A 21,732-nucleotide genomic window follows, 5' to 3' on the forward strand; every position below is an offset into this window, starting at 1 on the left:
GGCCGCCCCTCTGCCAGCACCCTGGACCCGGCCCCGCCGAGCCCGGTCGTGAGCTTTCGTCCCGGAGATCACCCCGCCTGGAGGGTGGAGGGAGAGCGAGTACTCCTCACTAGCGTCGAGGCGCGTGCACCTGCGCGCCCCTTCGACGCAGAGGACTCGCCATGCCTTCACGACTCCTCGACCGGCCGCGACTCGCCCTCGCCCTCGCGGCCCTGTGCCTCGGAGTGCTCGCGGCGACGCCCCCGCAGGCGGTCGCCGCCCTCGCACCGGCGTCCGCGACTCCGACCGCCTCGTCCGCCGGCCAGGCCGTCACGGCGGCGCCCGCCGACGCCCCGGGCTGGACCACGCTCCTGCGCGACGACTTCACCGGGCCGGCTGGCGCGCCGGTCGGGAGCCAGTGGGAGCACGAGGTCGGCACCTGGGGCACCGGGGCGGTCGACCGGACGACCGCGTCGACGGCGAACGTCTTCCTCACGGGCGGCGGCGCTCTGGGCATCCGCGCCCTCCGCGACTCCGCCGGAGCATGGACGTCCGGGCGGATCGTCACCGCCGACAAGTCGTTCTCGGCGCCGGCGGGCGGCCGACTGCTGATGACCGCCTCGATCCAGCTGCCGGATGTCGCGCAGGCCACCGGGTACTGGCCCGCCTTCTGGGCTCTCGGGCGGGACGCGAACGCCGTCATCGACTGGCCCGCGACCGGCGAGTTCGACATGCTCGAGGCCGTCAACGGCACCGCCCAGGTGATCCAGACGCTGCACTGCGGGGTGCCGGACGGCGGCCCCTGCGACGAGCCCGCCGGCCGGACGAGCGGGATGCTGGACTGCGCGTCCTGCGTGACGGGGTTCCACCGCTACTCCGCCCTGCTCGACCGGACCGTGCCCGGCGACGAGCGCGTGGAGTTCCTCGTCGACGGCGTCACCCGGCACGTGGTGCGGGAGTCGGAGGTGGGGACGGCCGCGTGGCGGGCCGCGGTCCCGAACGACGTGCTGCTGATCCTGAACCTCGCCATCGGGGGCGGGCTGCCGAACGGCGTGTGCGGATGCGACAGCGCGGCCGCCCCGAAGAGCTCCGGCGGGACGATGCTCGTCGACCACGTCGCGGTCTACCGGTCCGACGCGGCGCCGGCTCCGGTCGTCGTCGGGACCGCCGCGGTGGGCGCGACACTGTCCTCCTCCGCCGGCCGGACGGGACCGCTCGTGCACCGCTGGGCGGCGGGAGGCGTCGACATCGCGGGTATGACGGGTCCGGATCTCGTGGTCCCCTCCTCCGCGGTCGGCAAGCGGGTGACCGTGACGGTGAGCGCCGCCGACGGCTCCGGCCCGACGACCTCGCAGCCGACCGCACCGGTCGCCGCCGGCACCCTCGGCGCCGCGACGCCGACCGTCACGGGCACGGCCCGGGTCGGAGCGGTGCTCACGGCAGCCCCGGGTCCGTGGACGCCGACTCCCGTCAGCCTCACCTACCGGTGGAAGGCGGACGGCGCGGCCATCGCGGGAGCGACGTCGCCGCGGTTCACGCTCACGAAGGCTCAGGCGGGGAAGCGGATCACGCTGACCGTCACCGGGACGAAGACCGGGTACACCACCGCGAGCCGGACCTCCGCGGCGACGGCGGTCGTGGGACGGTGACGGGCGCGGGCTGTCCCCCGCCCGCCACCGTGTCTCAGACCTCGCGCTTGCGGCGAGGAGCGATGCGCAGGACGGCGGTCCCCGCAGCGATGAGGGCGAAGGCCGCGAGGGCCAGCCAGACCGAGTCGAACCCGGTCATGGCGAGCGTTCCGGCACCGACTCCGGCTCCGGCGGCTGTTCCGATGTGGTTGTACATGTCTCTCTCTCTGTTTCACCAGTCGCGCCGACGGCGTGTCAGCGCATCCAGGTAGGCCTTGGTGTGGACGACCTGCAGGAACAGGTCGACGACGAGCTCGTACATCGACGCGGCGGCGAGCATGTACCGCCAGCCGCGGTCGCGGACCGTCACGATCCGCTCGACGACGAAGATCGCGGTGACGGCCAGCCAGAACGGCTGGAGGCTCAGCTCGCCCCAGCCGACCGCGTAGACGATCGTGGCCAGGTAGACGTAGGTGATGATGCAGCCGAGCATCGTGAGCAGCTGGCGCCCCCAGTAGGGAGCCGTGACCCGCGTGAAGCCGTACTGCACGCAGTTCTCGACCGCTCCGCGCTTCCAGCGCAGGCGCTGACGCCAGAGGTCTCCCCAGGTCGGCATGACCTCGGTGACGAGGGTGCAGCCGGCGGGGCTCAGCACGTCGTAGCCGAGGTGGCGGATCGCGAACGTGAGCTCGTTGTCCTCGGTGAGGACCGTGGTGTCGTAGATGCCGCCGATGCCGTCTCCGGAGGGGAGGGAGCCGGCCAGGCGGGCCGCGCTGATGCGGCGCATCACGGCGACCTGAAGCACGGCCGCGGTGCCCGTGACGACGAGGCACTTCCCGTTCAGCCGGCGCACGTCGCGGGCGTAGCGCGCGTACTCGTTGCGCTGGAGGTGGCCGACGAAGCCGCCGCCCTCGCCGCCGCGGAACACTCCTCCGACCGCGCCGATGCCGCCGTGCAGCCTGCCGCGGGCGATCTCGAGGAACCCGGGGTCGAGCGCGGAGTCGGCGTCCTGCACGAGAACCAGGTCGTCGTCCTGCAGCCCCGGGAGGACCTCGGCGAGGAACTGGTTGAGGCCGCCCGCCTTCTTGTGGCTGTTCCCGACGGTGACGAAGACCTCGGCGCCGTGCGCGAGAGCGATCTCGACCGTGGCGTCGGTGCAGTTGTCGGCGATGACGACGATCCGGTCCGGCGGCCAGGTCTGCCGGCGCAGGCCCTCGATCGCCGCGGCGATCCCGGCCTCCTCGTTGTGGGCGGGGAGGGCGGCGACCAGGTCGCCGATGCGCGACGAGGCGCGGCGGCCGCTGCGGGGGCGCGTGCCGCGAATCGGAGTGGATGCCGGAGGGAGCCGGTCGGCGTCGACGGCGGGGAGCACGGTGCGCTCGAGGACCGCGGCGGGGGCCGGCGGACGCTCGAGCAGCGCGGTCGGGGCGGCCGGACGCTCCAGGAGCGCGGTCGCGGCGGACGGACGCTCGACCACGGCGGTCGGCGCCGCCGGACCCTCGACCATCGCAGCCCGACGCTCCAGGACAGCGGTCGGCACGACCGGTCGCTCGACCACCGCGGACGGGGCGGCCGGACGCTCCAGCACCGCGGTCGGGGCGGCGGGAACCGTCACCGCTCCGGCAGGCAGCGCGGACGCCAGGCGGCGCGGCGCGGAGACCCGTTCGCGCCCGGAGCGGGCGGCGCGGCGTCCCGAGAGCGGGCGCGCGGCCGTTTCGTCGTGCGCCTCCCAGGTCGCCCGGCGACGGGGAGCCGTCGGCTCGTCCGCGCCGTGACCGGGCTGTGTCCTCATGACTGTTCCTCTCCGCGGCCGGGGGCCGATGTGCGCTGATGAGCGCCCGCGCGGAACGGAGGTCGTCGCCGGGGTGGGCGCGACCCGAGTGAGGAACCGCGTCCGACGGGGGGATCGGAGCAGTGCCTGACAGAGGACAGCATCGGGGGGTGCTGCGATCAATTTAGGGGCACGGAGATGATGGAAGCAAGTGATTTTTGTCACCCTAAAGGGGCCACGCAAGGCCCTTGCGGCTTCTTCGTCTTCGTCGTAGCAGGTCAATCGGCTCGCCGAGCCTCCTCCACACCCGGCGCACCCGTCTCCGCTCGGCCCCGCGGCGGGCCGTTGGGGGGTCGGCGGCGCTCTTGTGCGCCGAGCCGCCGGGGTCCACCATCGAGCGACGGCCCCCGCCCGGGGCGGCCGCACCCGACGGGTCAGGGGCGCCATGCGGTCGCGAGGTCTGCTCTTCTGCCTGATCCCGCCGATCCTCTGGGGCGGCATGCTGCCGGTCGCGGACAGCATCGCGGCGACGGTCGACTCCTTCTTCATGACCCTCATCCGCTACACGGCCGCCGCGGTCGTCCTCGCCCTGCTGCTCGCCCGGGCGGAGGGGCTCCGCGCCTTCCGGCTCGACGGCCGCGGGTGGCGGCTGGCGCTGCTCGGCGCCTCCGGATTCGCCGGCTTCGGCCTGCTCGCCTTCACGGCTCTGCGGTTCACCTCGGCCCCGAACGTCAGCCTGATGATGGGGATGATGCCCGCGATCGGCGCGGTGCTCGCGAGCATCGGCGCGCGTCGCCTACCGCCGGCCGCCACCGTCGGCTGCATCCTGCTCGCGCTCGCCGGAGTCGCGCTCGTCGTCACCCGCGGCGATGTCGCCCTCCTCCTCGACGGCGAGCTGGGATTCGGCGAGCTGCTCGCCCTGCTCGGAGCGATCTGCTGGGTCGTCTACACGCGCGGAGCCGCGGCCTTCCCCGGCTGGTCGGCGCTGCGGTACTCGACGCTCACCACCGCGCTCGGCTGCCCCTCGATCGCCGTCGCGGTCGCCGTGGCGACGGCCACCGGCTCCGCGCACCCGCCGACCGGGGCCGAGGTGCTCGCGGCCTGGCCGCAGCTGGCCTACCTGATCCTCCTGGCCGGCGTCGTCGCCGTGCTGCTGTGGAACGCCGGCATCAAACTGCTCGGCGCCCTCAACGGCACGCTCTTCCAGAACCTCGTCCCGGTCACGACCTTCGCGATCAGCATGGCGGGCGGCTACCGGCCAGGGCCCGTCGCCCTGCTCGGCGCGGCCATCGTCGTGACGGCGCTGCTGCTGAACAACTGGGCGACGCGGCGCGCGGCCGCGGTCGCCGCGCGTCCCGTCCCGGTCGCGGCGCCGGTGCCGTGAGCCCGCGACCGGTCTCGGCGCAGCGCCGGGCGCAGACGACGACCGCAGGCCGTCGCCGGGCGGGCTGACCCTCCGCTACGGGCTGGGCCGACGAGGCGCAACCCCGCGCGAGGGGCGCTCCCGTTCGGGAGAGTGGAGGCATGCAGCAGCTGACCTACGCCTCCAAGAGCTTCGTGACCACCGACGCCGTGACCGAGGCCCTCCTCGACCTGGTGACCGCGATCGACCGCCAGGAGCACTCCGAAGCGGTCACGGTCCCGGCGTTCACCGAGGACGGCGAGCTCATCGAGGCGAAGATGACGCTCGACGCGAGCAGCGAGCTCGTCGCCGTCCCCGTCGAGGTCTCCATCAAGGACGAGGAGTCGACCACCGGCGCCGTCGAGGCCGCCGTCGAGGACATCCGCTCCCGCATCAAGAGCAACCGCGCCACGATCGCGCGCCCCGTGATCGACGAGGACCCGGAGCCCTACAACTACGAGGAGTTCTGAGCAGCGCCTGCGGGCCTTCACGCCTCCGCACTGAGGTGCCTGGATCTGCTCGCGACACGCCGGAACTGCCAGCCGATCCGGGCACCTCAGCGGCGGTCCCTCAGAGCGCGGACGCAGCCCAGCGCGGGTCGAGGGCGTAGTCCGCGAGGCGCTTCTCGAGCGCGGCGCGCACCTGACCGGGAGCGTCGTCGCCCACGAGCAGACGGAACCGGGCGTCGCTCCGATCAGCGACGTGCGCGAGGATCTCGGCCGCCACCTCGGCCGGAGGCGTGCCTCCCTGCGGACCGTCGGTCGGCCAGGGGACCTCGGCCGCTCCGAAGAGCTTCCGCCGCAGGTCGTCGTACTCCGGCATCGGCGCCGCGAACCGCATGCTGCCGCCGGCCCAGTCGGTGGCGATCTCCCCGGGCTGCACGAGCGTCACGCGGACGCCGAAGGGGGCGACCTCTGCGGCCATCGCCTCCGTCCAGCCCTCGAGGCCCCACTTCGCCGCGTTGTAGACCCCGAGCGTCGGCATCGTCCCCACCGCGCCGACGGTCGAGATCTGCACGATGTGTCCGGACCCCTGCCGCCGCATCACAGGCAGCGCGGCCCGGCAGAGCCAGAGCGGACCGAGCAGGTCGACGTCCAGCAGCCCCCTCACCTCGTCCTCGCCCACCTCCTCCGCCGTGCCGATGAGCCCGTAGCCCGCGTTGTCGACGAGGACGTCGAGGCGCCCCTCGATCGCCGTGGCCGCGTCGACGGCGCCGGCGGCTGCGGAGGAGTCCGCGACGTCGAGCCGGTGGACCTGCAGCCGCTCGTGCTCGGGCAGGGAGTGCGCGCCCCGGACTGCGGCCAGGACGCAGTGGCCCTCGGCGAGCGCCGCGAGGACGAGCGCACGCCCCAGCCCGCGGGAGGCTCCGGTGATCAGCCAGGTCTGTCGAGTGGTCATGCCTGCACGCTACTCCGAACAAGACGCTCCGTCTCGTTTCGCAGTAGGATCGGAGAATGGCCACCAGCAGGACACGGCAGCGCGTGCACGCCGCCGTGCTCGACCTCGTCGGGACCGAGGGGCTTCCGCGCCTGACGATGGAGGGCGTCGCCGCCCGCGCCGGAGTCGGGAAGCAGACCCTCTACCGCAGCTGGCCCTCCACCGGTGCGATCCTCTTCGACGCGCTCCTCGCGCGGAGCCTGACTCCTGACGGGGCCGTCGCCGTCCCGGACTCCGGAGATCTGCGCGCCGACCTGCTCCTCCTGGTCACCGGCACTGCCGCCGAGCTGAGCGACCCAGTGGCCGAGCCGCTCCTGCGCGCGGTGACCGCTGCGATCCAGACCGACACCGAGCTCGCCGCGCAGTACCGCACCCTGCTGCTCGAGCCCCAGCTGAGCGCGATCGCCGCGCGTCTCGCGAGTGGAGGAGCGGCCGACCCCTCCGGCGCGGCGGAGCTCCTGCTCGGCCCGATCCTCCACCGATGGCTCCTGCGGAGCGGCCCCTTCACCGGCACGTGGGTCGAGCGGCACGTCGACCGGGTCCTGCGAGCGCTCCGCGCCTGACGCGTCCCCACCGACCGGCCGGCCTGCCGGGGCCGCATTCCAGCTGCGCCTCTTGACCGGCGGCGCAGCAGGGAGTCGGATGAGGGCGTGCGCGCGCTGGTCCCCGTTTCCGATCCGTGGTCCGTCGACGGGAGCGGGCGGACGGACGACGGGCCCGTCGACGACCTCTCGGTCCGCGCCGAGCGGGGCGGCGGCTCGTACTCGGTCCGCACGCTGCGGCTGACCGGTGTCCGCCTCGGGCCGCGCGGCTCGGTGCACGGAGTCGTCACCGACCCGGTCGCGACGGCCGCGCTCGCGATCGGCTCGCTCCTCCTCTCGGTGATCCCCGCCGGCCTGCCCGGGGACCGGACGCGAGCGGCGATGGTGGCGGCGGAGGCGCGGGCTCAGGAGCTGGCCGCCGACCGGCCCGCGTGGGACGTGAGCGCCCTCCCCCTCGACGGGATCGACTACGCCCTGTTCACCCGGACCCTGCCCGAGGGCGCCGTCGCGCACGCCGACCTCGGCTGGGCCGTCGTCGCGCTGTGGAGCACAGGCCCGCTCCCCCGGGGCCCCTTCCACCTGCTCGAGATCCCCGACGAGCCCGTCCAGCGCTGAGTCGCCCGGATCGGCTCGCGACACACCGCAGCGGGGAGCCGATCCGGGCGACTCAGCGAACGGGTCAGCGCACTCAGCGCGGGGTCACGCGCCCGCGACCGTGGAGCCGCGCACCAGCAGCTCGGTCGGCAGCAGCGTCACGCGCTGCACCTCCTCGCCGGCCAGGAGTCGCACCAGCACGTCCGCCATCGCCTCGCCGAGGCCCGTGGAGGGCTGGCGCACCGTGGTGAGGCGCGGCTCGCTCGCCTCGGCGAAGTAGTCGCCGTCGAATCCCGCGAGCGCGATGTCGCCCGGCACCGTGAGGCCGCGCTCGCGCAGCGCCGTCAGGGCGCCCGACGCCATCTGGTCGTTGGAGGCGAAGACCGCGTCGATCGGCCGGCCGGAGTCGAGCAGGCGGCGCATCGCGGTCGCGCCGTCCTCGGGCGAGTAGTCGCCGTACTCGACGAGCGAGTCGTCGAGGCCCGCGGCGGTGACGGCCGAGCGCCAGCCGGACAGGCGGTCGATCGCGGCGGGCATGTCCTGGCGGCTCGCGATCATCGCGGGGGCCGTGCGGCCGAGGCCCAGGAGGTGCTCGGTGACCGTGCGCGCCGCTCCGGTGTTGTCGACGTCGACGAAGTAGCTGCCGCCCTCCTCCGTCAGCGGCCGCCCGCCGAAGACCACGGGGAGGGAGGCGCCGAGCTGCGCGTAGGAGTGGTCGCCGCTGTGGTGCGAGACGACGAGCGCGCCGTCGACGTTGCCGCCGAGCAGGTAGCGCCGCGTCTTCTCGGGAGCCGCCTCCGACGCGATCACGATGGTGAGCGTGTACTCGGTGCCGGCGAAGGCCATCGCGGCGCCCTGCACCACCGAGGCGAGGAACGGATCCGCGAACACCTTCGCCGCCGACTCCGGCACCACGAGCGCGACGGTCTGCGTGCGGCGGCTGGCGAGGGAGCGCGCGGCGCGGTTGGGCACGTAGCCGAGCTGCTCGATCGCGGCGAGCACGGCCGTCCGGGCGCCGTCCTTCACGCGCGGGGAGTCGTTGACGACCCGGCTGACCGTCGCGCGGGAGACTCCGGCCAGCGCGGCGACGGCTTCGAGGGTCGGGGCGGCCGAGGCGGTGTCGTGGGTCATGCAGGCCTTCCTCGCGGGTGCCTCCGAGGCTAGCCGAGCGCCGGAGGAGCGGGCTCGTGCGGGGCGTCCGCGGCGTGAAGGGGCGCGGATCGCGGCCATTCGGGGGTGATGCGGGGCGGCGGAGCGGGCCGGCGGAGTGAGTCCGCGGCCTGCGAGGGCGCGGATAGCGGCCGTTCGGGGTGGCGCCGGGCGGTCGGGGCGCCGCCTCGGCGATCACCGGCGCGACCGGCGCACGGCGATCGGTCGCGCACTGGCGGAGGCAGGCAGCCTCGCGCCCGTCAGCGCCCGCGGCGGAAGCGCGCGAGGAGGCTCCGGAGCCGCTCGGCCTGCCGGTCGGTGAAGTCGTTCGACAGCCGGAACGCCTCGCTCGTCGGATCCGCCCCGTTCGCGACGTCGCGGATGGCGCGCAGCGCCTGCTCCGACGGCGTCGGCCCGTCCGCTGGACGCGGCTGCGCCGACCCGCTCGAGGGGTCCTCGTCGCGCCGGTCCTTCGGCTCCATGTCGCCTCCTCCGCGCCAGCCTAGGCGGCGGGAGGCCGGGCCAGGAGGGCCGGACGGGGCGTGATCGACGGGATCCTGCGCGGCAGCGGTCGGGATGAGCCGAGCACGACGACCGGCCGGGTCGCGAACCCACCGGCCGCTCAGTCCACGGCCCCATCCCTCACCGCAGCCCCCGACCCCCGGACCCGGAGCACCACGGCCCCGGGCCCGAGGCCCCCGTCCCGCGGTCCGATGTCCCCCGACCCGGTCCCGCGGGAGTCTCCGGGCGTCAGCCCTTCACCGCTCCGCTCATGATGCCCGCGATGAGCTGGCGTCCGGCGAGGAGGAACAGCACCAGCAGCGGGATCACCGAGAGCACGGCGCCGGCCAGCACGATCGAGTAGTCGACGTAGTAGCCCGACTGCAGCTGCGCGAGCGCCGTCTGCAGGGTCGGATTCGTGGGGCTGAGGACGATCAGCGGCCAGAGGAAGTCGGTCCACGCCATCATGAACGTGAAGAGCCCGAGGATCGCCATCGCCGGTCGTGCCGCCGGGACGGCGACGGTGAGGAACGTCCGGAACTGGTTCGCTCCGTCCACGCGCGCCGCCTCGATCAGCTCGTCCGGGATCACGTCGACCAGGTACTGCCGCATGAAGAACACGCCGAACGCGGTGACCAGCGTCGGCACGATCACGGCGCCGAGCGAGCCCGTCCAGCCAAGCTGCCGCATCAGGATGAACAGCGGGATGATGCCCAGCTGCGTCGGGATCGCCATGGTCGCGACGACTCCGATCATCAGGCCGTCGCGCCCGCGGAACCGCAGCTTCGCGAAGGCGTAGCCGGCGAGCGTCGAGAACGACACGACCGAGAGCGTGATGATCCCCGAGACGATGATGCTGTTCAGCAGAGCCGTCCAGAACGGGATCGCCGTCAGCACCTGCGAGGCGTTGGCGAGGAAGTTGCCGCCCGGGACGAGCGGCAGGGTCTCGCTGCGGGTCGCGTTCGAGCCGCTCGCCACGACGAACGACCACCACAGCGGGTAGGTCGAGCCGAGGATGAAGGCGCTCAGCAGCCCGTAGGTGAGGAAGCCGGGCCGGTCGACGCGGCCGGCGCGGGAGGCGCGGACGCGGCGCACCGGGAAGGCGGCGGAGGTGGCGGGGGCGGTCATCGCTCGCTCTCGTTCTGGCCGAGGCCGGTGGTGGTCAGCAGGGGGTCCGCGGCGGCGATCTCGTCGGCGGTCGCGGGGCGGGCGGAGCGGCGCTTCGAGCGCTGCGAGATCCGGTTCTCGACGGAGGCGATCCGCCGCGAGATCGCGAAGTTCAGCAGGCCGATCAGCACGATCAGGAGGAACAGCAGCCACGCGATCGCGGCCGCCTCGCCGAAGTTCTGGCGGAAGAACGCCATCTCCCAGAGGTAGAGGACGGTGGTCTGGAACTGCCGGTCCGACCCGCCGATGCCGCCCGCGTTCGACACGTCGAACAGGCGCGGCTCGGCGAAGATCTGCAGGCCGCCGATGGTGGCGGTGATGATCACGAAGATCAGGGTCGGCCGGATGCTGGGGATCGTGATCGAGCGGAAGCGGCGGAACGCGTTCGCCCCGTCGATCGCGGCCGACTCGTGCAGCTCGCGCGGCACGGCCTGCATGGCGGCGAGGAGGATGAGGGCGTTGTAGCCGGTCCAGCGCCAGTTGACCATCGTCGCGATCGCGACGTGGCTGGCGAGGCGGTCGTTCGTCCACTCGATCGGGCTGATGCCCACCAGGCCGATCAGATTGTTGATCAGGCCCTCCTGGTCGCTGAAGACGCTCGCGAAGATCAGCGCGACCGCGACCGGCGAGACGATGTACGGCAGCAGGACGCTCATCCGCCAGAAGGTGCTGGCCCGCAGCGCCTGGTCGAGGGCGGCCGCGAGCAGCAGCGCGACGGCGAGCTGCGGGATCGTGGAGAGCAGGAAGATGCTCAGCGTGTTGACGATCGAGTTCCAGAAGAAGCGGTCGCCGAGCACGGCCGCGAAGTTCGCGAACCCGACGAAGTCGCCCTGGCCCTGCAGCAGCTGCCAGTCGTAGAGCGACACGACGAGCGTGTAGACCAGCGGGAACGCGCCGGTGAGCGCGAAGAGCAGGAAGAACGGCGAGATGTAGAGGTAGGGAGAGGCCTTCACGTCGAAGCGGCTCGCGCGCTGGCGGAAGGTCAGCGGGAGTCGGGGCGCCGGGCGCCGCTTCCCCGCGGGGGGCGTCGCCGTGGTCGGCGGGGTGAGTGTGCTCGTCATGGCGCTCTCTTCGAGGTCGAGTCGGAGTCGGAGGGGATGGGGCGGGGCCGGAGTCTCTCGTGCGGCGGGGCCGGCCGGGAGGAGTCACGGGCGGCGGGGCCGGAGAGGCCTCGGGCCGGCGGGCGGCAGCGTTTCTCCCGTGCGGCGAGGCGGCCCGAGATGCGGGCGGCCCGGCCGCACGGGGACCGGGAGGTCCGGTGGCGGCCGGACCTCCCGGATCGGGTGGGCGTCGTCCCGGAGGCGTCAGCCCCCGGGCGTCGGCCCGACCGGATCAGTCGACGAGCTCACCGAGGAGCTGGAGCGCCTCGTTCCAGCCCTCCTTGCCGTCGATCTCGCCGCGGTCGACCTTCTGCAGGACCGGTCCGAAGACGTTCTCCTGGATCAGCGAGTCGTCCGGGCCCTTGTACTGGGCGACGACGCCCTCGGCGCGCTGCGCGAGGATCGCGCCGGTCGGGGAGTCGTTCATGCCGGGGTCGGGAGCGGCCGCCGAGGCGAGCTCCTTCTGCGCGTCGAGGGTGCTCGGGAACGGTCCGGCCGCCTCGAACGCCTTCAGCTGCTGCTCCGGCTCGCTGAGCCACGACGCCAGCGCGGCGGCCTCAGCGGGGTGCTTCGACTGGGTCGGGACCGAGAGGAACGAGCCGCCCCAGTTGGCGGGGCCGCCGGGGAAGACGTCGGCGAAGTCCCAGCCGGTGGCCTCGGCGTTCCCGCCGCCGGCCTCGACGTTGCTCTTCAGCGTGCCGAACATCCAGCCCGGGCAGACGAAGGTGGCGAAGGTCTGGTCGGTGAACGACTTGCCCTTGTTCCAGTCCCACGCCTTCTGCGCGGCCGAGAGTCCGGAGGCGGTGGCGTCGGTCAGCTGGCCCCAGCGCTCCTCGAGCTCCGGGTTGCCCTCGACGTTCAGCTCGCCGTCGGAGGTGTAGTACCCCTCGGGCAGCTGGTTGACCATGGCGTTCCAGACGAATCCGGAGTGGTCGAACCACGCCTTGCCGGTCGCGTCGTGGTACTTCTGGCCGGCGGCGAAGTAGTCGTCCCAGGTCGCGTCCGGCCCGCCGAGCATCTCGGCGACGGCGGCGCGGTCGGTGGGCATGCCCGCTGCCTCGAAGGCAGCGGTGTTGTAGCAGAGGCCCTCGGGTCCGATGTCGGTGCCGTAGCCGATGACGCGCCCCTCGGGGTCGGTCGCCTGCTCGTACTTCCAATCGACCCAGTCGGCCTTGCGGTCCTCGATGCCGTGGTCGCGCAGGTCGACGAACTGGTCCGAGACCTCCATGACGGAGCCGAGCCAGCCCTCCTCGATGGCGACGACGTCGGCGAGTCCGGAGCCGGCGGCGAGCTTGGTGAACGCGTCGGTCCGCGCGTTGCCGCCGGTGTCGATGTTGTTCGGGACGATGGTGATCCCCGGGTTGGCGTCCTCGTACTCGCCGTAGAGCTCGTCGAAGCCCATGGCGTTGAACGTGGTGACGGTCAGCTCGATCTCGCCGCCCTCGGAGGCGTCGGATCCCGACGAGCATCCGGTGACGATCAGGGCGAGGGCCGAGGCGCCGGCGATCGCCGCGGCGATCCTGGTGCGTCGTGAATAGGGCACGGTCACTCCTTCGTGATGGTGGTGGGGCACCCCCGCGAGCGCTCTCACGCGTGCTGTTCCGCGTAAGTGAGAGCGCTCTCACGAGGTGTGCGGCGAGCTTACGCACGCCCCCGCGGAGAGGTCAAGCGTTTTCGAGAGAGCGCTCTCATTGAATTGATGGTCCGCGCCCAGCCGCGCACCTCCCCGCCGCCCTCGCCCCCACGAGAACGCAGAAGTCGCGGTACTCGAACGCGAGTACCGCGACTTCCGAGGACTCACCGCCCCCTGCCGATCGAGCAGCGGCTACTCGACCAGCAGGGACGCCCTCAGCCCACCAGCACCGCGAAGCCCTGCGCGGGCAGCTGCACGGAGACGGCTCCGGACGGCGACGTCTCGCTCACGAGCGCGCCGTCCTGCGAGTAGACGCGCAGGGTGCCGGAGCCGCCCGAGACGCCGATCGCCGTGGTGCGCACTCCGTCGGTGGAGTTGCGGATCAGCTCGGTGCGGCCGCCCTCTCCTCCGACCACGAGGCGCGTCACCAGCGGGCGCACCAGCAGCGCATCGAGGCGCGTCTGCCCGCTCAGCGGGCGGACCTCGACGCTCGACGAGCCGGCCGGCACGGTGCGGCGGAGCTTCTCCGGGAGCAGCGCGCCCGACGCCTCCGTGACCCCCTGCGACCCGACGGTCGAGCGGAGCAGGTCGAGCGGCCGCTTCCCCGACGTCCAGACGCTCAGGGGCGTGCGCTCCGTGCCGCGCTGCGGCTGGTCGATGACGGCCTCCACCACGCGGTCCTGCGTGGACGGGCCGATCGGGATCGAGATCGCGCGGCGCGGGTCGGTCAGCGAGAGGTACGAGCCGCTCCAGCCGGCTTCCCCGGTCCAGGACGACTCGGGCGTGACGACGGTGCCGCCGCGCGCGCTCTCCGCCTCGACCAGCGTCAGCCCGTCGCGCGAGCGCTCGGAGGCGACGGAGCGGGCACGGTCGGCGACGTCCGGGTGCGCGTCGAGCGCCAGCATCGCCAGCAGGCCGTGGATGGTGCTCTCGGCGCCGCTGTTGCGGTTGACGGACCCGTCGGCCTGGACGCCGTCGAAGACGACTCCGGTGGCCGGGTCGTAGACCGGGCCGAGGCTGCGGTTCAGGCCGAAGAACCAGGCGCCCTGCACGGCCGCGAGGTCGGTGAAGGCGCTGGAGCCGGTGGCGTCGGCCAGGGCGAGCGAGTTCTGCAGGCGGGAGTCGGCTCCGTAGGCGATCTGCACGCGGTCGGTCGGAGTGGGGTTCCAGCCGTTGTCGGGGCCGCCGGCGGTGAGCAGCTCCGGAGCGAAGCGGGCGCCGTCGACGATCGCGGGCTCGAGGAGGGAGGAGTCATCGAGCGCCGCGGACGACGCGGCCAGGCCGCCGGCCATCTGCGACGACCAGGAGTGCCAGAGCGTGCGCGACTTCGTCCACGGCAGGATCGCGCCGTACGGCCAGGCGGTGGTGTCCGCCTCCGTCGTCGTGGTGCGGGCGTAGGCGGCGACGCCCTCGGCGAGCTGGGCCGTGCTCGTGCGCACCGCGGAGTCGTCGGGGGCGGCCTCGAGGTAGGCCGAGAGGCCGAGCAGCGCCTCCGAGGTGGCGTCCGCCCCGTCGACGATCAGCCAGGCCGGCACCTGCACGCCGTCGGCCTGCGCGTACTCGCCGTAGCGGGTGAGCACCTCGCGGTCGACCGCCGCGACGCCGAGGCGCAGCCGCTCCTGCAGGAAGGCGGCGAACTCCGGATCCGTGTCGCGGAACGCCGCGTAGCCCTCGCCGAGCGCCCAGAGCGTGCGGGCGAGCCAGTAGCTGTCCTCGGAGTCGCTCGGGTCCGGCAGCTCGACCGGCTCGGCGCTCGCGTTCAGCTCCCCGTCGGTCTGCATCCAGAGCACCACGTTCCCGGCGTCGTCGCCCTCGGTGGTCTGGAAGTAGGCGAGGGCGCGGAGCGTCTCGAAGGCCTTCTCGCGGCTCTCGGTCGACCCGGTCTGCTGCCAGTGGCGGAGGTAGACGACCGCGGCGCGCGAGATGTCGTCGGTGTTGAACGCGCCCTGCTCATAGTCGCCGGTCGCCGGATCGAGGCGGCCGCCGCCCACGCGCTCGAAGGCGCCGCCGTCGCGGGCGTCGGCGTAGGTCCACGGCATCACCAGGGTCGGCTCCTCGTCGAGCCGGTAGGTGGTGTGGCCGGGCTCGGGCACCGGAGTGGCGGTGTCGAGGAGGAAGTCGAGGTGCGCCGTGTTCGTCAGCGGCTCGGCCGCCTGCGCGGGGGTCTCGCCGAGGGCGAGGCCCCCGACGGTGAGGGCGGCGGCGGCCAGGACGGCCGCCGATCTGGTGAGCGTGTTCGTCATCGAACTCTCCTTGGGTGGGGGATGTGGGGGGCGGATCTCGATACGCGATGCGCGCCTACTCGATCAGCACGAGGCGCGGGCGGACTCGATCCGGGGAGTCAGCTGTCCGTGCGGACGAGGCGGGCCGCGCCGATCTTCGAGTCGGCCATGCCGTAGAAGACGTAGTGCTGCCCGTCGATCTCCTCGATCGCCGTCGGGAAGACGACGTTCGGGACGATCCCGCTGCGCTCCTCCTCCGTCTCGGCCTCGAGTAGCGGCTCGGCGGTGCGCGCGATCACCCGCGAGGGGTCGTCGCCGTCGAGGAGGATCGCTCCGGCCGAGTAGTTCACGTGCTGCTGCTGCGCGAAGGCGCTGTCGATCACTCCGGTCACCCCGTGGTGGATGAGCAGCCACCCCTCGGGCACGCGCAGCGGCGCGGGTCCGCCGCCGACCTTCAGCTCCTCGAACGGGAACTCCGGCCCGGCGAGGAACCGGTGCCGGGTCCAACGCGTGAGGTTCGCCAGATCCCGGTCCACCTCGTCCACCGGCACGTAGCTGATCCAGATGCTCTGCCGCGGGTCCTCGATCCCGGCCGGGAGGCGCACGCCCTCGCCCGGCCGCGTCTCGCCGAGGTCCCACATCGGCCGGTGCAGCACCGCGAACGAGCGGGTGCCGTCCGGAGCGGCGACGATCTCGGGGAAGAACACGCAGTCCTTGTTGTGGAACAGGCCCAGGTCGATGTCGAGCGCGTCGTCGTAGGCGAAGGTCACCGGGCCCAGGCGCCGCCAGTCGCGGAGGTCCTCGGACACGGCGAGCGCCGTCCGGGGCCCGAGCGGCCCGTAGGCGACGTAGGTCATCACGTGCAGGCCGAGCGCCTCGATGAAGGTGATCCGCGGATCCTCGACGCCGGCGTTGTGCGCGCCGCGCTCGAAGCCGCGGTCGGGCGCGAGCACGACGCCCTCGCGCTCGACTCCGACGGGCACGCCGCCCTCGACGATCACGCGGGCCAGGCCCACGCGCGAGACGTTGCCGGCGGCGACCATCCGGGGCAGGAGGTAGAGCTCGCCGTCGGGTCCGCGGCCGCTGCCGGGGTTGAGCACCCCTTCGGCTTCGAGCTCGTCGCCCGGGGCGGGCTCCATCACGACGCCGACGCGCTCGAGACGGTAGGGGACAGTGGTGAGGGTGGGAGACATGGTCAGCCTTTCACTCCGGATCCGAGATCGGTCGAGACGAAGTAGCGCTGGAACACGATGAACAGCACCACGACGGGCGCGGCGAGCACGACGGCTCCCGCGAGGATCGCCCCGAACGGGTTGTCGGTCGACGACGCCACGTTCGAGATGTAGTTGGCCAGGGACACGGCGAGCGGCTGCAGCGACGCGTCCTTGGTGATGAGGAACGGCCAGAGGAACTCGTTCCAGGGGCCGATGAAGGTCAGCAGCACGGCGGTCACCAGCGCGGGCCGCACCAGCGGGAGCGCGATGGTCCACAGCAGCTTCAGCTCGCCGGCGCCGTCGATGCGGGCCGCCTCGAACAGCTCCTTGGGGAGCTGCAGGAAGTACTGCCGGAAGATGATCACCGCCGTCGAGTTGATGGCGAACGGCAGGATCATCCCGAGGTGGCTGTCCGCGAGGCCGTAGTCGCGCGCGATCAGCACGTAGAGCGGGATCTGCAGCAGCTGGAACGGGATGACCTGCACCAGCAGGGCGAGCGCGAACACCGCGTTGCGCCCCCGCCACTGCAGCATCGCGAGCGCGTAGCCGGCGAGGACGCCGAAGAACACCGTGCACAGCAGCACGCCGCCGGTGAAGATCCCGGAGTTGACCAGTCCGGTGAGCAGGCTGATCCGCTCGTTCACGTTGACGTAGTTGTCGAGCGTGAGGTTGCCCGGCTCCGGGATCGCTCCCGCGAGCGTCGGGTCCGGATCCGTCTGCAGGGAGCCGACGATCATGTAGTAGAAGGGGAAGAGGAAGACGATCGCGCCGATCGCGAGCACGACTCCGCGGAGGATCACGGCTCCGCGGCTGGAGCCGACGGGGCGCCTCCGCGGCGACGTCTCCGGGGCTGCGGCGGCGGGCACGGCCGAGGCGGCGCCTCCGGCACTGGACAGGGTGCTCATGAGTTCCTCTCCCCCGCGAAGCGGTTCTGCAGATAGGCGATGACCAGCACCAGCAGCACCAGGACCACGCCGATGGCCGAGGCCACGTCGGGCTGCCCCTGCTGGATCCCGAGCTGGTACATCAGCAGCACGGGCGAGGCGGACGCGCCGTTGGGGCCGCCTCCGCCGGTGAGGAGGTAGGGCTCGGTGAAGAGGTTCGCTCCCGTGACGGTCGACACCAGCAGCACCAGGAGGGTCGCGGGCCGCACGCTCGGCACGGTCACCGACCAGAACTGGCGGATGCGTCCGGCGCCGTCGGTCGAGGCCGACTCGTAGAGCTCCTTCGGCACGTTCTGCAGCGCCGCCAGGTACAGCAGGATGTAGAACCCGAGCTGCTTCCAGGTGACGTAGAGCGCGATGATCGGCATCGCGAGCTGCTCGTTGATCAGCCACGACGGGTTCGGCGCGAGCGGCCCGAGGAGGCTGTTGACCAGCCCGTTCCCGTTGAAGAGGAACAGCCACACGCCGACGACCGCGACGCTCGCCGTGACGTAGGGCACGTAGAAGCTGACGCGGAGGAACGTCCGCAGGTGCACGACCTTGTCGAGCGCCGCGGCGAGAAGCAGCGAGAGCACCACCGTCAGCGGCACGTTGATCACCAGGAAGATCCCGATGTTGCCGAAGGAGCGGATGACCTGCGGGCTCGAGAACGCCGTGACGAAGTTGTCGAGCCCGACGAACGGCCGCTCCACCTGCACGCCGGGAGCTGCGAAGAAGAAGTCGTGGAACGCGATCCAGACCGAGTAGACGACCGGGAACGCGAAGACCGCGAGCACGAAGAGGAGGTAGGGGCTGCCGAACAGCAGCCCGAGGGGCTGGGGCCCGAGGACGCGGTGCAGGAGGCTCCGCTTCCCCGGCGCCCCGGCCGGCGCGGGCCGGCGGGTGAGGGTGGTCACGGCCGGGTCACTGCTGGCCGGCGAGCCCGGTGACGGTCTCGGCCGCTCCGTCGAGCGCCGTCGTCACGTCGCCCTCGCCGAAGATGACCGTCTTGCCCCACGCGTCGCGGATCGCCTGCAGCATCTGCACCGTGTTCGGCCCGGACGGCACCTCGATGGTGCGGCTCGCCTGGTCGCCGAAGCGCTGGTAGGCGGGGTTCGCCTCGAAGTAGTCGGCGTAGGTGGTCTGCAGGTCGGTGCGGAGCGGCATCTGGCCGGTGGTCTCGAGCAGCGAGCGGTCCTGCTCCTCGCTGGTCGCGAACTTCAGCACCTCCCACGCCGTGCCCTTGTTGGCGCAGGCGGAGTAGAGGCCGACGTTCTTCGCGTCGCTGAAGGTCCAGGTGTCCTCGGCGGGCGTGCCGTCGGGGGTGGGCACCGAGACGGAGCCCCAGTTCAGGTCGTCGTAGACCGAGACCGCCCAGGGGCCGACGATCGACATCGCGGCCTGGCCGTCGGCGAAGGCGTCGCCCTGGTACTGCTCGCGGCCGGCGAGGCCCTGGTCGTAGAGGCTCTTCCAGAAGTCGGCGACCTCGTAGCCCTCGTCGTCGGCGAAGGTGGCCTTGCCGTCCTCGACGAGGCTCGTCCCACCGGTGGCCGCAGCGTAGAGCGGCATGAAGTCGAACTGGGTCTGGAAGAACTCGCTGGTGGGCGCGGGCTGGATCGCGGCGGGCGCGGCTCCCGACTCGACGAGCGTCTTCGACGTGGCGAGGAAGTCGTCGTAGGTCGACAGCGACGGGTTCTCGGGGTCGAGGCCCGCCTTCGCGAAGAGGTCCTTGTTGTAGAAGATGACGACCGGGTTGCTCTTCCACGGCATCTGGAAGTACTCGCCGTCGGCGTTCTGGTACTGCTCGGCGAGGTCGCCGCTGCGGCTCTCGATGTAGTCGGCGCCCCCGTCGAAGCTCGAGAGGTCGACGAGTCCGCCCTGGCGCTCGAACTGGCCGACCGCGCTGGGGGCCGTGTTGAAGACGAGGCACGGCGCGTTGCCGGCCGTGATCGCGGCTCCGATGACCTCCTCGCTGCTCTTGCCCGCGGGGATCTCCTGCCCGGTGATCTCCTCGTCCGGGTGGTCGGCGTTCCACGCGTCGACCATCGCCTTGCCCCACTGCACCTCCTGCTCGTTGTTCGAGTACCAGATGGTGATCGGTCCGGTGGCGGTGAGGTCGGTCGACGCTCCGCCGCCGCCGCTGCAGGCGGTGAGGGCGAGGGTCGCGAGGGAGGCGGTGGCGATCCCGGTCAGCCAGCGTCTCGTCGTCGAGGGGGCCATGGTGTTCTCCTTGTCCGGCGTGCGCGACGGTGCGCACGCGTCTTCAGTGGGTCGACGGCCGCGGAGGAGCGGTCGAGTGGCGCACCACGAGCCCGGCGGGCTCGAGGTCGACGTCGGGGGCGCTGCCGGACTCGATGAGGTCGAGCAGCGTGCGGGCGGCCTCCTCGCCCCAGCGCGCGGGGCGCGTGCGGGCCGAGGTCAGCGACGGGTAGACGTGGGCGGCGATCTCGGAGTCGTCGAAGCCCGTGATCGAGAGGTCGTCGGGAAGCCGGAGGCCGCGGGCGTGCGCGACGCCGAGGCCGGCGATGGCCATCGGGTCATTGCCGAAGACGATCGCGGTGGGCGGAGTCGGGCTGTCGAGGAGGCGCTCTGTGGCCGCCGCGCCCTGCTGCGGGCTGAAGTCGGTGGCGACGAGCGCGGTGGGCTCGAGCCCCGCGTCGGTGCAGGCCCGCGTGAACGCCTCGCGGCGGCGGGAGGAGTGGAGCAGGTGGTCCGGCCCCGCGACGTGCGCGATGCGGCGGTGGCCTAGCTCCGCCAGGTGCCGGACGGCGTCGGCGATGCCCGCGGAGTCGTCCATCACGACGGCGGGTGAGGAGGAGCCCTCGAGGCGCCCGAGCGTGACGGCCGGGATCTGCAGCTCGGCGAGCAGTGCCGGCCGGGAGTCGTCCTGCCGGAGGTCGGTGAGGAACACGCCGTCGACGCGGCGGTCGGCCGCGAGCGTGCGGTAGACGGCCTCCTCGGAGGCGCCCGGATCGACGACGCTGAGCACCAGCACGCGGCCGCGCTCGGCGAGCACCCGCTCGACCCCCGAGATGAAGGAGGGGAAGAACGGATCGGCCGCGATGACCGCCGGGTCGCGCGCCACGACGAGGCCCACCGCGAACGAGACGCTGGTGGAGAGGGAGCGGGCCGTGAGGCTGGGCCGGTACCCGAGCTCGGCGGCGACGCGGAGGATCCGCTCGCGGGAGTCGGGCGAGACGCCCGGCCGGTCGTTGAGCGCGAACGAGACGAGCGCCTTGCTCACGCCGGCCTCACGTGCGACGTCGAGGATCGTCGGTCTGCCCGCCATGGGAGCTCCTTCGCTCGTCGCCGCGCCTGAACCGGTTTTGTAAACCGGTTCAGAGCACCGTAGCAGGGAGGCGGGCGGAGGAGAAGAGGCAGGTGGCTGAGGAGCCGCTCGTGCCACTTGGTGCCTGTTTCCCGCCTGTCCCCGGTGCTGGGACGTGCACGCGTCGGCCGATCGCTACGGTGACGGCACCTGCGTATGGGCGCCCGGGATGGCCGCCGAGCGAGTGGCTCCAGGCCGCTCACGGAACCGTCGTACGGCGGAATCTGAGAGCCCTCCGCGTCCCGACTCCGGCTCGGCTGCCGGGTGCTGGAGTGTCCCGATGCCCGGTGACCCCGCAGGCACTCCCCCGACCCGAGAGAGAGAACGATCATGGCCCGCCCCCACACCGCCAGCCGCACCACGAGCGAGCAGCGCACCGAGCACGCCGAGCAGTACTCGGCCGGAGCGCGTTACGCGTCGGAGGCGTTCGGCACCTTCCTCCTGGTCGCCGGCGGCGTCGGCACCGCGGTCTTCGCCTCCGCCTTCCCCGACTCCGGCAACGCGCTCGGAGTCGGCTTCCTCGGCGTCGCCCTCGCCTTCGGCCTCACCGTGATGGCCGGCATCTACGCCGTGGGCCACATCTCCGGCGGCCACTTCAACCCCGCCGTCAGCATCGGCCTCGCCATCGCCGGCCGCACCGAGTGGAAGCACATCCCCGGCTACATCCTCAGCCAGATCCTCGGCGGACTCGTCGGAGCCGGAGTCGTCTTCCTCGTCGCCGCCGACGGCCCCGCCGGCTACCTCGCGGCCGCCCGCGACTCCGGCTTCGCCTCCAACGGCTACGGCGCCGCCTCTCCCGGCGGCTTCGGCCTCGGCGCGGTCCTGCTGACCGAGATCGTCCTGACCGCCGTCTTCGTCGCCGTCATCCTCTCCGTCACCGCGAAGAGCGAGTACAAGGCCGTCGCGCCGCTCGCTATCGGCTTCACGCTGACGCTCGTGCACCTGATCAGCATCCCGGTGAGCAACACGTCGGTGAACCCGGCGCGGTCCATCGCCGCCGCGGTGTTCGCGGGGCCGGATGCGCTGGGGCAGCTGTGGGTGTTCCTGGTCGCGCCGATCGTGGGTGCGGCGATCGCGGGGGTGGGTACGAAGGTGCTGAACCGGCGGAAGTAGGAGGTTGACGGGGCGTGCCGGGCTAGGCG

At 72.7% G+C, this 21,732-nt stretch carries 20 protein-coding genes; 6 read left to right on the forward strand and 14 right to left on the reverse strand.

The features are described from left to right. Window positions 1–161 precede the first annotated feature (161 nt). On the forward strand, window positions 162–1,628 hold the full coding sequence (locus tag C5B92_RS06315) for a family 16 glycosylhydrolase (RefSeq protein ID WP_104255206.1): 1,467 nt from the start codon (window positions 162–164) through the stop codon (window positions 1,626–1,628). Between the two features lie 34 nt (window positions 1,629–1,662). Here the strand turns inward: C5B92_RS06315 and C5B92_RS17245 are convergent, their stop codons facing one another. Continuing rightward, complete coding sequence (locus tag C5B92_RS17245) at window positions 1,663–1,824, reverse strand: hypothetical protein (protein ID WP_167305255.1); 162 nt, start codon at window positions 1,822–1,824, stop codon at window positions 1,663–1,665. Window positions 1,825–1,839: 15 nt separating this feature from the next. Then, entirely contained in the window at window positions 1,840–3,399 is a 1,560-nt protein-coding gene (locus tag C5B92_RS06320; RefSeq protein WP_258061283.1) for a glycosyltransferase family 2 protein, read from the reverse strand. 424 nt (window positions 3,400–3,823) lie between these two features. On the opposite strand from C5B92_RS06320, the gene C5B92_RS06325 reads away from it, so the two are divergent. Next, on the forward strand, window positions 3,824–4,762 hold the full coding sequence (locus C5B92_RS06325) for a DMT family transporter (RefSeq protein WP_104255205.1): 939 nt from the start codon (window positions 3,824–3,826) through the stop codon (window positions 4,760–4,762). 140 nt (window positions 4,763–4,902) lie between these two features. After that, window positions 4,903–5,250, forward strand: a complete 348-nt coding sequence (locus tag C5B92_RS06330; RefSeq protein ID WP_104223965.1) for a hypothetical protein — start codon at window positions 4,903–4,905, stop codon at window positions 5,248–5,250. A 100-nt stretch (window positions 5,251–5,350) separates the two neighbouring features. On the opposite strand, the gene C5B92_RS06335 is transcribed toward C5B92_RS06330, so the two are convergent. Then, a complete protein-coding gene (locus C5B92_RS06335; RefSeq protein WP_258061285.1) occupies window positions 5,351–6,178 on the reverse strand; it encodes an SDR family NAD(P)-dependent oxidoreductase in 828 nt (275 codons plus the stop codon). 56 nt (window positions 6,179–6,234) lie between these two features. On the opposite strand from C5B92_RS06335, the gene C5B92_RS06340 reads away from it, so the two are divergent. After that, window positions 6,235–6,780 carry a TetR/AcrR family transcriptional regulator gene (locus tag C5B92_RS06340; protein ID WP_104232939.1) on the forward strand — a complete coding sequence of 182 codons (546 nt, stop codon included), beginning with the start codon at window positions 6,235–6,237 and terminating at the stop codon, window positions 6,778–6,780. Window positions 6,781–6,867: 87 nt separating this feature from the next. Continuing rightward, a complete protein-coding gene (locus tag C5B92_RS06345; RefSeq protein WP_104255204.1) occupies window positions 6,868–7,374 on the forward strand; it encodes a hypothetical protein in 507 nt (168 codons plus the stop codon). An 84-nt stretch (window positions 7,375–7,458) separates the two neighbouring features. Here C5B92_RS06345 and C5B92_RS06350 read toward each other — a convergent pair whose 3' ends face one another. The 11 genes from C5B92_RS06350 to C5B92_RS06400 all read right to left on the reverse strand — a co-directional run bounded on the left by C5B92_RS06350 (window position 7,459) and on the right by C5B92_RS06400 (window position 20,551). Beyond that, window positions 7,459–8,484, reverse strand: a complete 1,026-nt coding sequence (locus C5B92_RS06350; RefSeq protein WP_104250504.1) for a LacI family DNA-binding transcriptional regulator — start codon at window positions 8,482–8,484, stop codon at window positions 7,459–7,461. A 278-nt stretch (window positions 8,485–8,762) separates the two neighbouring features. Next, a complete protein-coding gene (locus C5B92_RS06355) occupies window positions 8,763–8,984 on the reverse strand; it encodes a hypothetical protein (RefSeq protein WP_104255203.1) in 222 nt (73 codons plus the stop codon). Between the two features lie 268 nt (window positions 8,985–9,252). Continuing rightward, window positions 9,253–10,131, reverse strand: coding sequence for a carbohydrate ABC transporter permease (locus tag C5B92_RS06360; protein ID WP_104274034.1), 879 nt, complete (start codon window positions 10,129–10,131; stop codon window positions 9,253–9,255). Next, the gene (locus C5B92_RS06365) at window positions 10,128–11,231 is read right to left on the reverse strand and encodes a carbohydrate ABC transporter permease (RefSeq protein WP_104274033.1); all 1,104 of its coding nucleotides are present in this window, start codon (window positions 11,229–11,231) and stop codon (window positions 10,128–10,130) included. The genes C5B92_RS06360 and C5B92_RS06365 overlap by 4 nt, the downstream gene beginning before the upstream one ends. A 271-nt stretch (window positions 11,232–11,502) precedes the next feature. Beyond that, window positions 11,503–12,813 carry an ABC transporter substrate-binding protein gene (locus tag C5B92_RS06370; RefSeq protein WP_104224001.1) on the reverse strand — a complete coding sequence of 437 codons (1,311 nt, stop codon included), beginning with the start codon at window positions 12,811–12,813 and terminating at the stop codon, window positions 11,503–11,505. Window positions 12,814–13,118: 305 nt separating this feature from the next. Then, entirely contained in the window at window positions 13,119–15,146 is a 2,028-nt protein-coding gene (locus tag C5B92_RS06375) for a hypothetical protein (RefSeq protein ID WP_104350177.1), read from the reverse strand. A 98-nt stretch (window positions 15,147–15,244) separates the two neighbouring features. Further along, window positions 15,245–16,318: a glycosidase gene (locus C5B92_RS06380; RefSeq protein WP_104274031.1), complete on the reverse strand. Its 1,074-nt coding sequence runs from the start codon at window positions 16,316–16,318 to the stop codon at window positions 15,245–15,247. A 2-nt stretch (window positions 16,319–16,320) separates the two neighbouring features. Next, window positions 16,321–17,244 carry a carbohydrate ABC transporter permease gene (locus C5B92_RS06385; protein ID WP_104223957.1) on the reverse strand — a complete coding sequence of 308 codons (924 nt, stop codon included), beginning with the start codon at window positions 17,242–17,244 and terminating at the stop codon, window positions 16,321–16,323. Further along, a complete protein-coding gene (locus tag C5B92_RS06390; RefSeq protein WP_104223956.1) occupies window positions 17,241–18,179 on the reverse strand; it encodes a carbohydrate ABC transporter permease in 939 nt (312 codons plus the stop codon). Before C5B92_RS06390 ends, C5B92_RS06385 begins: the two co-directional genes overlap by 4 nt. A gap of 7 nt (window positions 18,180–18,186) precedes the next feature. Beyond that, window positions 18,187–19,482, reverse strand: coding sequence for an extracellular solute-binding protein (locus C5B92_RS06395; RefSeq protein WP_104350178.1), 1,296 nt, complete (start codon window positions 19,480–19,482; stop codon window positions 18,187–18,189). A gap of 43 nt (window positions 19,483–19,525) precedes the next feature. Then, on the reverse strand, window positions 19,526–20,551 hold the full coding sequence (locus tag C5B92_RS06400; protein ID WP_104260550.1) for a LacI family DNA-binding transcriptional regulator: 1,026 nt from the start codon (window positions 20,549–20,551) through the stop codon (window positions 19,526–19,528). A 369-nt stretch (window positions 20,552–20,920) separates the two neighbouring features. Between C5B92_RS06400 and aqpZ the strand changes: the two genes are divergently transcribed. Beyond that, window positions 20,921–21,703 carry an aquaporin Z gene (gene aqpZ / locus C5B92_RS06405; protein ID WP_104274028.1) on the forward strand — a complete coding sequence of 261 codons (783 nt, stop codon included), beginning with the start codon at window positions 20,921–20,923 and terminating at the stop codon, window positions 21,701–21,703. Window positions 21,704–21,732: the final 29 nt, after the last annotated feature.

Source organism: Rathayibacter sp. AY1A4 (assembly GCF_002930955.1).
Lineage (GTDB): Bacteria > Actinomycetota > Actinomycetes > Actinomycetales > Microbacteriaceae > Rathayibacter.